Origin of the sequence: Botrimarina sp., assembly GCF_040219535.1 — a bacterium.
GTDB lineage: Bacteria > Planctomycetota > Planctomycetia > Pirellulales > Lacipirellulaceae > Botrimarina.
Window position 1 is genome coordinate 21,883 of sequence record NZ_JAVJSH010000026.1, and the last position, 13,420, is coordinate 35,302.

The window sequence follows — 13,420 nt, forward strand, 5'->3', positions numbered from 1 at the left end:
ACGTCACAGGTCCAACTAACACCGCCGTGCTACCGATGACGAAACTCCTCGCCACCCTCCTTCTGCTCGCAGCCCCGGGCTACGCCGCGGCGGCCGCCGACACGGCAACGCCGTCGAACCGGCTCAACGTTCTGTTCATCGCGATCGACGACCTTCGACCCGAGCTCGGTTGCTACGGCGCCGACCACGTGGTCTCGCCTAACCTAGATCGGCTGGCTGTCGAAGGGGTCCGTTTCAACAACGCGTACTGCCAGTTCCCCGTCTGCGGGCCTTCCCGCGCGAGCCTGCTGTCGGGCCTCTACGCCACCTCGAGCCGTTTCCTCGACAATAACGTGTTGGTCCAGCGTGAGGCGGCCGGTTGCCGCACTCTGCCGGGCGCCTTCAAGAAGGCGGGCTACCACACCGTGAGCAACGGGAAGATCTTCCACGCCGCGGATGACACAGTCGGGTCGAGTTGGTCGGAGCCCCCGTTCAACCTGGTGACCAGCCCGCGCGACAACAATCACGCCACGCCCCACGACCCCGAGTCCAAGCAGTACGTCGGAGGGTTGAAGCAGCGGGGTCCGTTCTTCGAGTCCCCCGACGTGCCCGACGGGACCTACATCGACGGTCAAGTCTGCGAGAAGACGATCGACGACCTGAAGCGGCTCGCCGGCGGGGAGGCTCCATTCTTTCTCGCCTGCGGCTTCGTGCGGCCGCACCTACCATTCTACGCGCCCCAGCGATACTGGGACCTCTACCCCGCGTCGCGGATCGATATCGCCCAAAACCGGTCCGCGCCGGTCAACGCCCCACGCGAACTGCGCAGCGGATCAGAGATTCGGACGTACCACGACCGTGGGGTGGAGTACAACTCCGACGAGTTTCACCGAGTGGCCCGCCGGGGCTACTACGCCTGCGTAAGCTACGTCGATGCGCTCGTCGGTCGATTGATGGACACGCTGGACGATCTGGGCATCCGCGATCGCACGGTGGTTGTCCTTTGGGGAGACCACGGCTGGCAACTCGGCGAGCATGACTTCTGGGGGAAGCACACGTTATTGCGCAACTCCTTGCGCTCGCCGCTCATCGTCAGCGCACCGGGATACACCCCGGACGCGGAGGTGGACGGAATCGTCGAGCTGATCGATTTGTATCCCACCCTCTGTGAGCTGACCGGCGTACCGGCGCCGGGGCACTTACAGGGCAAGAGCTTTGTACCGCTGATGGCCGATCCGACCCTGCCCGGAAAGGCCGCGGCCTATATGCGTAACACTCGCGGCGCTGCCATCGTGACCCCGGAGAGCCTCTACGCGGAGTACGACTCGGGGGCCGAGATGCTGTTCGATCACCGCAACGACCTAGACGAAGATGTCAACGTGGTCTCGCAGCCAGAGCGGGCCGAGACGGTTAGCCGGATGCGCGCGCTCATGGCGCAGATCGAAGCGTTGGCCGAAGGGAGCGCCGAATGACGCATGCCGCTGTGAGAGCCGCCGCGATGGCGGCCGCTCTGCTGATGGGGCTCAACGTGAGCGCCAGCGGGACGAGACCGACTCCGCCCCCCGAAGACGACGACTTGGTCGCCGTTCGTGACGGCTTCTCCGCGCGAGCGGCGGCCACGCTGTCACGGCTGGCTGGCAAGCCGTTGACACGCGTCGAGAAACAGCCGCCGCTGGGACGGGGCCGCCCGGCGTACGTCCGCGGCTACGGCTACTCGCTCTCGACCCACGCCCTCAAGACGCTGCTGCTAGGCGAAGACCCCGCGTCGGCCAACGAGGCGCTGAGCGAGTACGCGGAGTACTTCCTCACCCACCCGGCCGAGCGACGAGACAAAGACAACTTCTACTGGAGCAGCGACATCGCGTACCGCTGCGTCGAATTCTTCGGCAGTCACGGATCGATCGAACCGCGATTGATCACTCAACAAACCGAGGACCTGCTGCTCGATCTGGCTTGGGCGTTCTGCAAGGAGACCTCGGCACGACGGGATGCGGACCTCTCGGTGTCTCGCACCTGGTGCGTCTACGAGTCCGAGAACCACGACCTTCAGCGTTTCTCCACGGTCTGGCAATTATCGAAGCTCCTGAAGGACGAGCCACGGTATCGCGATCGGCCGTACGACGATGGCGGCCTCCCAGCCGAGCACCACCGGGCGTGGACGCGGTACGCGATCGACTACCTGCGGGAGCGCGCCCGCAAGGGGCTATTCGTCGAGGTATCAAGCCCCGGATACGCGCTGCAGTCCTTGAAGGGAATTCACGCGTTCCACGACTTCTCGGAGGATCCAGATTTGGGTCGGGCGGCTGGCATGTTCCTCGACCTCTTCTGGGCGAACTGGGCACAGGAGCAGATCGACGGCGTCCGGGGTGGAGGGAAGACGCGTTGTTATCAGGGAAACGGAAGCCAAACAGGCATGGATACAACGAGCCGGATGGCGTGGTTCCACTTCGGACTGGGCGAGCCGCGGGGTACCGGCAACCTGCTGTCCGTGATTACGAGCGACTATCGGGTTCCGCTGGTGGTGATCGACCTCGCACTCGATCCGGTCGATCGGGGCAACTACGAGATTGTGCAGCGACGGATGGGCCTCGCCGAGCCCGGCTTCTACCAACCGCCCGACTACCGGCTCCGGCAAGACTTCGGCGGGATTCTGAAGTACTCATACTGCACGCCTGACTTCGTCATGGGCGCGTTGATGTGCGAGGCGCGGCCTCTCTCCGACTGGACGATGATCAGCTCGCAGAACCGCTGGCACGGGGTGGTATTTCGCGGGGCGCCCGACGCCCGGTTGTACGTCCAGTGCCGCGACGGCGTCCCGTCGAAGACTTACAACCAACAGTGGTCGGTCCAGAGTAAGGGCACCCTTATCGCGCAGCGCCTGGCGGCCGAGGGGCAAAGCCAGACTCCCGACGCCTTGCGCATTTGGTTCTCCCGCCCGGGTCTTGGCGACCGCGTCGAGCGTGACGGATGGGTGTTCTCGCAGGCGCCCGGCGCCTACGTCGCGGTGCTGGCGGTCGAGGGGACGACCCGTTGGCGCCCGTCAGCGACCGGCGCCCCCGGCGAATGGCTCTGCTGCGACGACAGCCTAACCCCGGTGATCCTGGAGGCGTCGCCCAAGCGTGAGCATCGTGACTACAGGGCGTTTCAAGACGCCGTGATCGAGTCACGGCCGGTCCACTCCGGCGGGGTGTTGACGTACGACGCGCTCGGCGGCGACCGGCTCACCTTCTACACCGACTACAGGAGGCCGCCGATGATCAACAACGAAACGGTCGAATACGCACCGGCCAACGTCTTCGACAGCCCCTTCGTGAAGTCCCTCTGGAACAGCGGTGTGATTGAGATTCAGAAGGGCAAACGCCGCCTCGTCCTTGACTTCAACGACATCTCGGTCCACGAGTCGCTCCTATGAGGCCGCAAGCCGCAATTCGGATCGTGCTCGGCGTCGCTCTGGCGGGATGCCCGTGGGGCGCCTCGATGGCCGGCAAGCCCGGCCCGGCCCCTCCTACACGACCGGCCGACGCCGTCCAACTGCTCGGTCCGGGCGTCTGCGACTTCGTGGCCCTAGACGGCGGGCCCGGCGACTGGGAACTCGAAAACGGTGTGCTAACCGTCACGTTGCGAGACAGGATCGAAGGCGCGAACCACCTGGTATCCAAATACCTGTTCCAGGACGCGCTGGTTCACGCAGAGTTCTGGCTGCCGGACGGCTGGACCGGAAACAGCGGCCTGTACTTCCACGGCCTCTACGAGCTGCAGATCCTCAACTCCTACCGCGTTGATCCGTTGACGTGGCGTGAGATGGGATCGGTCTATCGTTTCCACAAGCCGCTGGTTAATCCGGCCAAGCCTCCAAAGCAGTGGCAGACGTACCACGTCCGCTATTTCGCCCCACGCCGCAATGGGCAAGGCGAGATCACGGTTCCCGGTCGGTTTGACGCGTGGCTGAATGGGATCGCCGTCCAGCGGGGCGCCGAGTTCCGCGAGCCTCGGTCGAAGTACTGCACTATGCTCACCCCGCCGACGCCCTATATCGCTCGCTTACGCGAGGTGATGGACGCCACCGGCAAGGGCCCGCTCATCTTACAAGAGCACCTCAGCCCGGTCCGCTTCCGGAACATCTGGGTCCAGCCGCTGGACTCGTCGGAACCGCCACCTGAGCCAGCCGATCCTCCGACCGTCACGATCGGCCTGATTGGCGACTCCACCGTAGCGGACACGTACGGATGGGGTCCCGCGCTCCGCACGCGGCTCAGCGGGCACGTTGAGGTTCTCAACTACGCCAAGAACGGCGCGACGCTCGAAGCGCTCTCACACCGCCTCGACGAACTCCTGACGCGTTCTCCGCGCTACGTCTTGGTGCAGTTCGGGCACAACGATCAGAAGCGTTACGGTCTTGACGTCTACGAGGGATTGCTGCGGGCGTACGTCGAGCGGATCGAGGCCGCCGGCGCCGAGGCAATCGTCGTAAGCCCCGTCACCCGTCGCAACTTCGACGGGGCGGGGCGGATTAGCCCGAAGCGGTGGAACGAGCCCGACAAGCCCTTCCACGCGACGCTCGGTCGATACGCCCAGAGCGCGATGGCCGTCGCGAGCGAGATGGAGACGCTATCCATCGATCTCTACACGCTGAGCGTAGACCAAGCAAACGCGCTCGGTCCGCGGCGCTGCGCCGCTTACAACGCTCAACCACGCGACACGACCCACTTCAGCCCGGCCGGCGCGGACGCCGTGGCGGCGATCCTTGTTCGGGAACTGCACGAGGTGGCGCCCGGCGCTTTCCCTCCGGCGAGGTAGCTCCTCGCCCCAACCCGAGTCCTATCCGACTTGCCAATCGCCGGGCTGCCGCCCGGGGCGGTCGCGTCAGCGTGTACGGCGCCACGCGCCGTCCACCTGCCGAATCGCTCAACTCGCGGCTCGCCGTTCCGAACCACCAGCGAATCTCAACAACGACTCACGACGATGCCCTACCGGCTCGACATCGCCCAACGCTCCGTAGCTTTACCGCTCGTGCTCGCTCTGTGGGTGATCGCTGGCGCAGCGACGGCCGGCGATCGCCCTAACGTGCTGCTCATTCTGGCGGACGATCTGGGGCTGCAACTCTCTTGCTACGGCGACAAGCACATAGAGACCCCGAACGTAGACGCCATCGCGGCGTCGGGCGCTCGGTTTGAGGTTTGCTACACGGCTCAGGCGTCATGCAGCCCGTCGCGAGCGTCTATCTACACGGGCCTCTTCCCACACACGCACGGGCACATCGGTCTGGCGAAGCCCCACAATCCGCCTCTGGCGAAGAAGTTCCAAGGTCACACGCTCCCGCACCTAATGCGTGCTGCCGGGTACCGGACGGCGGTCATCGGGAAGCTTCACGTAAACCCGAAGTCCGCGTTCCGCTTCGACTTGCAACTCAACGCTGAGCTCGGCCCCAACAACGGGAGAGAAGTGCGTGCGATGGCGGCGGCCTCCCGGGACTTTGTCCGGGGTGGCGATGGCGAGCCGTTCTGTTTGGTCGTGAGTTACGTCGATCCGCATCACCCGTTCTCACCGCAGCTCGACGGGCTTCCCGAGGACCCGATGCCAGTCGGCGCCGTGCCGCCGTGGCCGTTCCAAAGGGTGGACGGTGAAGCGCTGACCCGGGAAGCAACGAACTACTACAACTGCGTCCGACGGCTCGACGCGGGCGTTGGCATGCTCATGAAGGAACTCGAGTCCTCCGGCCACGCCGACGACACCCTCGTCATCTTCGTAAGCGATCACGGCCCGCCGTTCGTGCGCGCCAAGACCACCTGCTACGAGGCGGGATTGCGGGTGCCGTTGCTCGTCCGCTGGCCGGGCGTCGCCAAGCCGGGGCACGTGAGCGGCGCGTTCACCTCGACGGTCGATATCCTCCCCACGATCCTCGACGCGACCGGACTCGACACGCCCGCCCACGTCCAAGGGCGGTCGCTACGCTCTGTTGCGGCGGGCGACGATACGAGCTGGCGCACGAGCCTCGCGGGCGAGTATCACCAGCACGTCGGGAAGCCGTTCTTTCCGAGGAGGGCGATCCGGGACTCGCGCTACAAGGTCATCCACAATCTGCTCGCCGGCGAACTCACGATCGATCCAGGCGTTGACGGCGACACCGCTTACCAAATCGCTCAGAGCGATCGCTACCAAGAGACCGACGGGCAGCGGGCGATGGCGCGGCAAGCGGATCCCCCCGAGTGGGAGCTCTACGACCTGCGTGACGACCCCTGGGAGTTCCAGAACCTCGCCCGCGACCCGCAACACCGGGAAACGCTGAGGCGGATGCAAGGCTTGATACTCGATTGGCGCGTCGAGACGGATGACCCGTTCCTGGATGCGACCGAGCTCGAAGCCAAGCACCGCGAGGTCAACCTCTAGAGAAACGCCTAATGACCTCGCTCGACGACGCAAGCAAGGCACCACTTGATGATACGCAAAGGGCTCCTCATGTCGGTACACCCCGATCGGCACGAAGAGTACCGGCGGCGACACAACCCGATCTGGCCCGAGCTGGAGTCCGTGCTGAGGAAACACGGGGTGCATCGGTACTCGATCTTCCTCCACTCCGAGACCAGCCAGCTGTTCGCGTACGTCGAAGTCGAAGAGGAGTCGCGATGGAGCGACATCGCAAACACGGGCGCCTGCCAAGAATGGTGGGCGCACATGCGGGAGATCATGCCGTCCAACCCAGACAACAGCCCGCGGTCGGAAGACCTCACCGAGGTCTTCTGCTTGCAAGAGTCCTCGAGCTCCCCGTGACCCCGTGGGCAAGCGGCCGTCGCTCTCAAACACCCAACCCTCTCAGATTCGGCTTACGGGGGCAGTGATGTCACGCCTGACTAACTCGATCGGTGGGACGACCAAGCGTTCATCCGCCACACGAATAGCGCTCGCCGCGACGATCGCGCTCGCCTCCGTCGGCTTGACTCAAGCGGCGGAGCAGAGCCCCGACCCCGAGGCGGTCATCGCCGGCATCGACGGGCGTGTCGACGCGTACTTCCGCGCCGAAGCGGGCCAGCCGCTCATTCGCGGCGAAATCCGCCCGCCGTTCGGTCCGGGACGCGGCAAGTACGCCCGGGAGTACTCCTACTCGATTGTGGGCTTCGCGGCCCGGTGCCTTTCCCTGGGAGAGAACCTAGAGGAGGCGAACGCCGCGCTCGCTGAGAACGCGAAGCACTACTTGGACAACGCGTCGGGCATCAACGACCGTGACAGCTTCCACTGGCACGCCGACACGGTGATGCGTCTCGTCGACATGTACGGCACGGACGGGAGCGCCGCCGCGGGCCGGATCACGAGCGAGGCGGAGGAGTACCTCCTTCGGCCGATCTGGCTGTACGTCAGCGAGTCCGCGTCGCTAGAGAAAGCCGACTACAAGGAGTCGGCGACGTGGAGGCTTTATGGGTCCGAGAACCATCACGCGATGGACTTCACGCTGAACTGGCACTTCGCGAAGCTCGCCAAGGATCGACCCGAGTACCAGTCGCTCAAGTGCAAGGATGGGGCCACGCTCGGCGAGCTTTACGCCGCTTTGAACGAGTACTTCGTTGCCTACGCTGTCGAGCGGGCGAAGAAGGGTCCGTTTATCGAGATGATGAACTCTCACTACTTCACCGCCACCACGCGCGGTTACTACAATTTCTACGACTTCGGCGAACCGCGGGTACGCCGCGCCGCCGGCATGCTGCTCGATGTCGCCTGGACGTACTGGGCGGAGGAGCAGATCGACGGCCGCATGGCCGCCGGCGGCTCGCGAGTCCCGTTCTACGAGGCGCTGCAAGCAAACCTCGAACGTGGAACCGCCCCCGCCGCGTGGCTCTTCTTCGGCATGGGCGAGCGGCCGGAAGTCTACGGCGGCAACATTAACAGCGCGTTGACCGGTTATCGCCCCCCCCCGGTTGTGGCCGACATCGCCCTAGATATCGCGGGTCGTGGGCGCTACGAGGTGCGTCAGCGTGCCCAAGGACTCGGCGAAGTGACGTTCCCCCACGGCGAGAGGCGAAACGACCTCCGCACCGATGGCGGTGGCGTCGTCCGCTACAGCTACTGCGACCCTGCCTTCATCATGGCTTGCCCAATGTCCGAGGCGCGGCCTCGCTCCGACTGGGCCGCGATAAGTTCGCAGAGCCGCACTTACGGCGTGATCTTTAGCGGAGACAACGACACGAGGATCATCCCGATTGCGCGTGGCACAGCCAACAATCGCAACCTCAACGCCCAGTGGGCGGTGCAGAGCAAGGGAACCTTGATCACCCAGAAACTAAAGGACAACCGAGACACGGCAGAGATGTTAGTCTGGTTTCCGAAGGAGGGAATGTCGGAGCCGGTCCAGATCGACGACGTCGTTCTAGTCGAGGCGGCCAACGCGTTCGCGGCGATCCGGACCACCGCCGGAGGGTTTTGCTGGACCGACCCGACCTACGTCACTCACAAGATCGAGGGCATCGTTTACGAGACCCGGCCGGGCCACTCTTTGACGCCAGAAGACGAATACGCCCCGGTGATCGTCGAGGTCATGGCCAAGAGTGACGTGACCGACTTCAACGCGCTTCAGGACCTCGTTCTTTCCCGAGAACCGCGCCTCAAAGGCGCGGTCGTCCATTACGAAACGATCTACGGCGACCAATTGACGCTCGATACCAGCTACGCCACCCCACAGACCATCAACGGCTCTCCGGTCGACTTCTCCCCAGCCGAGACGCTCAACAGCCCGTTCCTGCACGCCGACTACAACGTCGGCGTGGTCACCATCCGCAAAGGCAATCGACAACGAGTGCTCGACTTCGCAAGCCTGCTAACACCGTGCTCCAACTAGCTTCCGCTCTGGCCCGGTTGTTCTTCATGCGGCTCGGCAAGCCCCTCCGAGCCGGCGGCGATTGGCGCGCTGATCCGAAAGTCACGATACCGGGCCGACCGCGTGAACATGTGCCTTAGCCCAACGCGGCCTTCAGAAATCGGCGGCAACGAGTCGTTGACCATGCGAAAGACCGCCGTCTGCTCCTCGTTCTCAACCCGCATGAGCAACTCACGATCGGCCTTGATGACGGAGATCTGATGCGGAATCCCAGTTTCAAACAAACCCGACGGGAAGTAATCGGGACGCAGCGCCGTGCCATTCAGTCCATCCGATTCGGGCAGGTACCGGCGGCCCCGGATGTAGCTCGTCTCGTCCGAGTTATTCGGGTAGGCGGCGTAGCTCAGGTGGTACGTGTGCATGTGGTCGTAGTAGACGCGCATCGCAGGCGCCCGCCTCAAAGCACTCCACTCGGCGATGTCCCGCGAGTACGGCCCGTTCCCGCTGCCGGTTGCCTGTATAAAGAGTATATTGACGCACCGGGTCTCCCGATCGAGCCGCGTGTACTCGTAGCTGATCTTCAGATCGCCCGAGAACTCGCGTTTTGTCCACAACACCATGTGGTGGGCGTCGTTCTTGAACTCCGGTCCGGCGGTCAGGTCTATCCCGTTCGGTCCGGTCTTCACCACGCCGACTTCGCCGTCAAGAAACCAAAACCGCCTCCAGTCCCCCGTGCACGGGTCGTGGAACACCTCCCGCCACTCTCGGGCGGCGGCCGCCTCGTAGCGATCGTTCGCGAGGCCGATATCCGGGGACGCCGACAACACTGGACAGACGCTGCTGAACAGCAGACAAGCCGCAAGAAGCAGCAAGCGGTCGATCGTCGATGCGGTCCCAGCCATCGGTGGCGAGCGGTTAAGGGAGAGGCGTGAAGGTGCGGGGCCACTCGCACGACCACCGCGTTCGACAACCGTCGTCATGGCGAACACTCGAATCCAGCAACAGTATACCAAAGGGACACTGTGAGTCACGGTCCTTGCGTGCTGAACCACGAGATCACGGGCCGCGCCAGGCGGCTCGCTCTTGCCGGCGGGCTCTTGCTTGCCGCTGTCGGCGTGACCAAAGCGGATACCCAATCGCCCGAGCAGGTGATATCTGGCGTCGGCGCCCGCGCCGACGCCATCTTCCTCGCCGAAGCGGGCAAGCCGCTACAGCGAGCGAGAAAGCAGCCTCCGTTGAGCAAGACGCGCGGCCCGTACGTCCGAGCCTATTCGTACTCGATCGTTGCCTTCGCGGCCCGGTGCCTTTACCTGGGCGAGCGGGTCGATGAGGCGAACGACGCGCTGGTAGAGAACGCGAAGTACTACTTAGACAACCCGCTGGTCATCTGCGATCGAGACAGCTTTCACTGGCACGCGGAAATCGTTCTGCGGCTGCTTGAGATGTACGGCCCGCGGGGCGCCGTCGACGCCGGACGGATCAGCGAGGCGACCGAGTCGTGGCTGCTCAAGTACATGTGGGTCTACACCAAGAAGTGCTCCTGGTTGGGAAAGGCAGAGTACGAAGCGTCCAGAACGTGGGACATCTACGGCTCCGAGAACCACCACGCCATGGACTTCACTTGCCACTGGCACTTCGCGAAGTACGCTCGAGACCTCCCCGCGTACCGCGACAAACGGTGCGACGACGGCGCCACCTTGTCGGAGCACTTCGAGGCGTGGAACACCTACTTCGTGGCGTATTGCCTTGAACGCGCCCGCCGCGGCCTGTGCGTCGAGATGAGGAGCGACGGGTACAACAGCACGCTGATCAAGGGATTCTACAACTTCTACGACTTCGGCGATGAGGAGGTCCGGCGGGCGGCGGGTCGGACGCTCGATATGTACTTCGCGTACTGGGCGGAGGAGCAGCTGATGGGGCACATGGGGGGCGGCGGTTCCAGAGTTAAGGGGAATAACGCTTTTGTGCAGAGCAGGACGCACGGGAATGCCGTTCTCGCCTGGCTGTACTTCGCCATCGGCGAGCAGCCAAAACTGAACGGCCACGACGTCGGGGCGCTGCTCAGTGGATACCGTCCGCCCGCGGTCGTTGCCGACATCGCGCGGGACGCGGCGGGACGCGGCGTTTACGAGATCCGCCAGCGTGTGCAGGGCCTTGGAATTCAGGGCGACAGCACTCCGCACATGGATCAACCCAACCCCCGACCGAACCGACTCCGGGCGGACGGCGGGGGTATCCTAAGGTACAGCTACTGCGATCCGGCGTTCATCCTCGGCACACCGATGACCGAAGCCCGACCGCTCTCGGATTGGGTCGCCATCAGCACGCAAAGCCGCTGGCAGGGCGTCGTCTTCGCGGGCGAGCACGACCCCCGGATCGTCGCGGTTCCTCGCCCGAAGGACAACCGCGTGGCGTTCAATCAGTTCTGGTCGGTCCAGAGCAAGGGCAGCCTGGTCACTCAGAAACTGAGACACAACAAGGGCGCCGCGGAAATGATGGTCTGGTTCTCGGACCGCGGCCTGAGCGAGCCCGTGGCGGAGGACGGGATCGTCTTTGTCGAGGCGCCCGGGGCCTACGCCGCCGTGCGTGTGGCGGCGGGAGGGTTCACATTAGAGCATCGGTCTTTCGAAGGCGTGCGGGAGGAGGGGGGGCGTTTCCGCACGCGACCCGGCCATGTGATGACGCCCGAGGACGAGTACACCCCGGTTGTTCTTGAGGTCATGTCGAAGCGAGAAGCCGGCAGCCTCGCCAGCTTCAAAGAGCGTGTGAAGAACAACGAGCTGAGTCTCTACGAGGACGTCTTCACCTGCGAGACGATCTACGGCGACGTGCTCTCGCTCGACACTACCTACGCGGCGACGCCGACCGTCAACGGCGAGCCGATCGACTACGCCCCGGACAAGGTCTTCGACAGCCCGTTCCTCGAATCCGAGTACGGGAGCGGCCTGGTCACGATTCGCAAGGGCGACAGGCAAAAGATGCTGGACTTTAACTGAGGGCGAGGGTCGCGGGGGGAAGCTCCCTCGCGAGGTCGCCGACTCGCTGCTTCATAACGCAATCATCAGGAGCTACCGATGCACCGCATCACCCGCCGTCGGATGCTGCAAGGGACCCTCGCCGCCGCCGGCCTGGGAGCCTCGCCCGCGTTGGCGCGGGGTGGATCGGCCAACGGCGACCTCCGCCTCGCGCTGATTGGCGCGGGCGGCCGTGGTAGGGACCTCACCGGGTGGGTGCAAGCCTCGAAGGGGGCGCGGCTGGTGGCGATGTGCGACGCCGACCGCTAGCGCGTCGAGCTGAGCGCAACCGCTTTGGAAGACACCACGGGCGCGAAGGTGGACCGTTACATCGACTACCGCAAGGTGCTGCAGCGCGATGACATCGACGGCGTGGTCATCGCGACGCAAAACCATTGGCACGCGCCGACGACCATTCACGCGTGCCAGGCGGGCAAGCACGTCTACGTCGAGAAACCGGTCTGCCACACCATCTGGGAGGGCCGCAAAGCGATCGAGGCGGCGAGGAAGTACGACCGGGTCGTCGCGGCCGGATTTCAGAGCCGGTCGATGGGCGGTGTTGTCGAGGCGCTCACCCTCGTGCGCGAGGGCGCGCTGGGTCCGATCCAGCAAGTCCGCGGGCTCTGCTACCGCAATCGCAAAGGAATCGGTCGTCGAGACGAGCCGCTCTCGGCCCCGAAGAGCGTCGATTACGACCTCTGGCTCGGGCCGGCGGCTGACGAGCCAATCCTGCGCACGAGTCTCCACTACGATTGGCATTGGGTGTTCAACACCGGCAACGGCGACATGGGCAACCAAGGTCCGCACGAGCTCGACATCCTTCGCATGGTGCTCGGCGACCCCGGACACCCAAAGAGCGTGGCGAGTTTCGGCGGCCGCTTCGGGTGGGACGACGCCGGCGACACGCCGAACATGCAGTGCGCCCTGTTCGACTTCGGCAAGGAGGCCCCCGTAAACTTTGAGGTGCGCAACCTCTACCAGAAAGACCAGCCGTCGGTGGGGCGGCACCCGCGCGACCCGGGCGTCGGGATTCACGTCACGTGCGAGGGGGGCGAATACCGCGGCGGACGCGGAGGCGGAGCCTTCTACTCACCCAACGGGAAGGTCCTCCGGACGTTCGCCGGCGAAGACGGCGCTCCGCACATGCAGAACTTCATCGACGCGGCGCACCGCGGCGACCCCAGCGGCGTGAACTCCCCGGTCGAGAGCGCCTACCACTCCGCCTGCCTGTCCCACTTGGCGAACATCGCGGTCCGCTGCGGCCGAGACGCGGGGGCGTCCGACATCGCTGACGAACTCGGTCGTCACGGCGCCTCGGGCGAGCTTGGGATGGAGTGCTTCGAGCGATTCTCGGAGCAGCTAGACCTCTGGTCGGTAAACACCGCGAAGACGCCCTGGCGTTTGGGGACCGGCCTCGTCTTCGATCCCGAGGCCGAGCAGTACACCGCCGGGCCGAACGTTGAGGCGGCCCAGGCCATGGTCCGCCGCGAAGACCGCAAGCCCTTCGTCGTACCCGACACGGTATAAACCGGCTCAAGTACGACGCGCCGGGGTACTGGACGCCCGCACTCCCACGGTCGCGCCCGGCTAGTGCAACTACTCCCCTTCGAGCCGCATCACACAC

The 13,420-nt window shown here is 64.8% G+C and carries 10 protein-coding genes; 9 read left to right on the forward strand and 1 reads right to left on the reverse strand.

Annotation, left to right across the window (positions count from 1 at the left end; all coding sequences use genetic code 11):
• The first annotated feature begins 35 nt into the window (after positions 1-35).
• The 6 genes from RIC11_RS15755 (at position 36) to RIC11_RS15780 (ending at position 8,803) form a co-directional block, all read left to right on the forward strand.
• The gene (locus RIC11_RS15755) at positions 36-1,451 is read left to right on the forward strand and encodes a sulfatase (RefSeq protein ID WP_350212987.1); all 1,416 of its coding nucleotides are present in this window, start codon (positions 36-38) and stop codon (positions 1,449-1,451) included.
• Complete coding sequence (locus tag RIC11_RS15760; protein ID WP_350212989.1) at positions 1,448-3,391, forward strand: hypothetical protein; 1,944 nt, start codon at positions 1,448-1,450, stop codon at positions 3,389-3,391. Before RIC11_RS15755 ends, RIC11_RS15760 begins: the two co-directional genes overlap by 4 nt.
• The gene (locus RIC11_RS15765) at positions 3,388-4,776 is read left to right on the forward strand and encodes a 3-keto-alpha-glucoside-1,2-lyase-like domain-containing protein (RefSeq protein WP_350212990.1); all 1,389 of its coding nucleotides are present in this window, start codon (positions 3,388-3,390) and stop codon (positions 4,774-4,776) included. Before RIC11_RS15760 ends, RIC11_RS15765 begins: the two co-directional genes overlap by 4 nt.
• 165 nt (positions 4,777-4,941) lie before the next feature.
• Positions 4,942-6,366, forward strand: coding sequence for a sulfatase family protein (locus tag RIC11_RS15770; protein WP_350212992.1), 1,425 nt, complete (start codon positions 4,942-4,944; stop codon positions 6,364-6,366).
• Between the two features lie 48 nt (positions 6,367-6,414).
• Complete coding sequence (rhaM, locus tag RIC11_RS15775) at positions 6,415-6,747, forward strand: L-rhamnose mutarotase (protein ID WP_350212994.1); 333 nt, start codon at positions 6,415-6,417, stop codon at positions 6,745-6,747.
• 67 nt (positions 6,748-6,814) lie between these two features.
• Positions 6,815-8,803, forward strand: a complete 1,989-nt coding sequence (locus RIC11_RS15780; protein WP_350212996.1) for a hypothetical protein — start codon at positions 6,815-6,817, stop codon at positions 8,801-8,803.
• On the opposite strand, the gene RIC11_RS15785 is transcribed toward RIC11_RS15780, so the two are convergent.
• Positions 8,800-9,762: a DUF1961 family protein gene (locus tag RIC11_RS15785; protein ID WP_350212998.1), complete on the reverse strand. Its 963-nt coding sequence runs from the start codon at positions 9,760-9,762 to the stop codon at positions 8,800-8,802. The genes RIC11_RS15780 and RIC11_RS15785 overlap by 4 nt on opposite strands.
• A gap of 42 nt (positions 9,763-9,804) precedes the next feature.
• Here RIC11_RS15785 and RIC11_RS15790 point away from each other — a divergent pair, with 42 nt between their 5' ends.
• The 3 genes from RIC11_RS15790 to RIC11_RS15800 all read left to right on the forward strand — a co-directional run bounded on the left by RIC11_RS15790 (position 9,805) and on the right by RIC11_RS15800 (position 13,323).
• On the forward strand, positions 9,805-11,778 hold the full coding sequence (locus RIC11_RS15790; RefSeq protein WP_350213000.1) for a hypothetical protein: 1,974 nt from the start codon (positions 9,805-9,807) through the stop codon (positions 11,776-11,778).
• Positions 11,779-11,856: 78 nt separating this feature from the next.
• Entirely contained in the window at positions 11,857-12,066 is a 210-nt protein-coding gene (locus RIC11_RS15795) for a hypothetical protein (protein WP_350213001.1), read from the forward strand.
• A gap of 24 nt (positions 12,067-12,090) precedes the next feature.
• A complete protein-coding gene (locus RIC11_RS15800) occupies positions 12,091-13,323 on the forward strand; it encodes a Gfo/Idh/MocA family protein (RefSeq protein ID WP_350213003.1) in 1,233 nt (410 codons plus the stop codon).
• Positions 13,324-13,420: the final 97 nt, after the last annotated feature.